Annotated in this window: 3 protein-coding genes; 1 reads left to right on the top strand and 2 read right to left on the bottom strand. The window is 72.5% G+C overall.

Annotated elements, in window-relative coordinates; translation table 11 throughout:
• A partial coding sequence (locus C667_RS22045; protein ID WP_004385374.1) for a hypothetical protein occupies positions 1 to 221 on the top strand: 221 nt, incomplete at its 5' end.
• A gap of 37 nt (positions 222 to 258) precedes the next feature.
• Here the strand turns inward: C667_RS22045 and C667_RS22040 are convergent.
• Both C667_RS22040 and C667_RS22035 read right to left on the bottom strand, forming a co-directional pair.
• Positions 259 to 1,137 (bottom strand): HDOD domain-containing protein, encoded by an 879-nt coding sequence (locus C667_RS22040; RefSeq protein ID WP_004385372.1) that lies wholly within the window; start codon positions 1,135 to 1,137, stop codon positions 259 to 261.
• A gap of 184 nt (positions 1,138 to 1,321) precedes the next feature.
• Positions 1,322 to 2,594: phosphomannomutase/phosphoglucomutase (locus tag C667_RS22035; protein ID WP_004385370.1), on the bottom strand; the 1,273-nt coding region annotated here is incomplete at its 5' end.

Raw genomic sequence — 2,594 nt, 5'->3', positions numbered from 1 at the left:
CCGCGGGCGGCACGGCGCAGGTGCCGCGCGCGCCGCGCCCGGCCTTCGCCACGCTGCCCGGCGGCTTGCGCATCGGCCAGACGGTGGCGCACGCGAAGTTCGGCCAGGGGGTGATCGTCGCCGCCGAGGGCAGCGGCAGCGACGCCAAGGTGCAGATCAACTTCGGCCCCGCAGGCGTCAAGTGGCTGCTGCTCGGCGTCGCCAGGCTCGAGCCGGTGTGAGCGGCGCTCGCCTGCCGGCGGCCCGCCCGCGCGCGGCTCAGGCCGGGAGGTCCTCGCCCTGGCGGTCGAGCGCGTAGAGCAGGTCGTCGGCGAGGTCGTCGAGCTCGGTCGGCGCGTAGCCGAGGAAGCGCGCCACCGCCTCGCGCCCCTTGTCCCACTCGGCATCACGGCGGGTGCGCAGGTGGGTGCCGGCGACGTACTCGGCGACCAGGTTGAGCGCGATCAGGGTCTGCGCCTCGACCTCGAGCCCGGAGTCGGGGGCGAACACCGAGTAGTCGTGGTGGCACAGGATGCCGGTGCACACCGCGTCGGTGAGGCCCCAGGAGCGCGCGAGCAGGTAGCCGATGGTGGCGTGGTTGGTGTCGAGCGCCTCGTCCTCGACGTCGGTGAACCAGCGCCCGGTGGCCTGGTTGGCCGTGGCCAGGATGCGCTTGTAATCCGGGAAGCGCTTCACCAGCAGCGGGATGCCGCAGTCGTGGAAGAGGCCGAAGGTGTAGGCGGTCTCCGGACGCGCGATTCCGGTGCGGCGGGCAAGCATCGCGCTGGCCTGCGCGGTGCAGCGCGAGCTGTCCCAGAAGCGCTCGAGCGCCGCGCCCGGGTCGGCGATGCTGCTGCGCAGCAGGGCCTCGTGGACGAGGTTGGCGAGCATGCCGAAGCCGAGCATGCGGATCGCGTCGTCGATCGAGGCGATGCGCCGCCCGCTGCCGAAGTAGGGTGAATTAGCCGAGCGCACCACCACCGCGGCCAGCCCGACGTCCTGGCCGATCAGCGCGGCGATGCGCTTGCCGCTGACCTGCGGCTGGCGCAGCTCGTCCATGAGCTGGGCGAGGATGCCGGGGCAGGACGGGATGTCGATGCCCTTGTGGGCCTGCTTGCTCTCGCGTGCGCGCGCTTCGCGCTGTTCCCGTGCCGTCATCGACTGCCTCGTTCGCATTGGATCAGGTAAAAAGAATCTCGCGATTGTGCGCCGCGACGGACGCAAGCGGCGTGCATTTTGTCGCGTTCTTCCGCCGGTTGCGCGGATCGCCGGGTGGAGCGCCCCCATATGCGGCGGAGCGCAGGGGGGCGATCGAGCTCCCCGAGGGCGCCCGTCTGCAGCCTCAGAACGGCAGCGCGAGCCCGGGCCAGGCCGCGTCGAGCGCGCGCCGGAACGCCGCCTGGATCTCGGCGAGCGCCGCGGCGTCGTCGGCCTCGAAGCGCAGCACCACCATCGGCGTGGTGTTCGAGGGGCGGGCGAGTCCGAAGCCATGGGCGAACTCCACCCGCAGGCCGTCGAGCGTGATCACCTCGCGCGCGTCGGCGAAGCACGAGGGCGTGGCGAGCGCGGCCTCGCGCAGCCGGCGCACCAGCTCGAAGGGCTCGCCCTCGCGCATCTTCAGGTTCAGCTCCGGCGTGCTCGTCGCGTCGGGCAGCGCCTTCAGCGTGGCGTTGGTGTCGGCGCGGGCGGAGAGGATCTCGAGCAGGCGGGCGCCCGCGTAGAGGCCGTCGTCGAAGCCGTACCAGCGCTCCTTGAAGAACATATGGCCGCTCATCTCGCCGGCGAGCGCGGCGCCGGTCTCCTGCAGCCTGGCCTTGAGCAGCGCATGGCCGGTCTTCCACATCGTCGGCCGCCCGCCGTGCGCGCGGATCCATGGCGCCAGCTTGCGCGTGCATTTGACGTCGTAGAGGATCTCGCCGCCCGGCACGCGGGAGAGCACGTCGGCGGCGAAGAGCATGAGCTGGCGGTCGGGGTAGATGATCTCGCCGTCCTTGCACACCACGCCGAGGCGGTCGCCGTCGCCGTCGAAGGCCAGCCCCAGCTCGGCGTCGGTCTCGCGCAGCGCGCGCATGACGTACTGCAGGTTCTCCGGACGCGACGGGTCGGGGTGGTGATTGGGAAAGCGCCCATCGACCTCGCAGAACAGCTCGACGAGCTCGCAGCCCAGGCGGCGGAAGAGCGCGGGCGCGATGGCGCCGGCGACGCCGTTGCCGCAGTCGAGCACGATCTTCAGCGGGCGCGCGAGCCTGACGTCGCCGACGATGCGGTCGAGGTAGGCGGCGCGCACGTCGGCGCTGCGCAGCCCGCCGGCGCCCTCGACGAGATCGTCCGCGGCGATGCGCCGGCGCAGTTCCTGGATCGCCTCGCCGTGCAGGGTGCGGCCGCCGAGCACGATCTTGAGGCCGTTGTAGTCGGGCGGGTTGTGGCTGCCGGTGACCGACACGCAGGAGTCGCAGCCGAGCTCGAAGGCGGCGAAGTAGGTGATCGGGGTGGGCACGCAGCCGATGTCGATCACATCGACGCCGGCGGCGCGGATGCCCGTGGTCAGCGCGTCGGCGAGCGCCGGGCCGGACAGGCGGCCGTCGCGGCCCACCGCGATCGCGCGCTGGCCGCGC

The organism is Thauera phenylacetica B4P (assembly GCF_000310225.1).
GTDB classification, from domain to species: Bacteria; Pseudomonadota; Gammaproteobacteria; order Burkholderiales; family Rhodocyclaceae; genus Thauera; species Thauera phenylacetica.
This window is presented reverse-complemented; position numbering and strand designations above follow the sequence as displayed.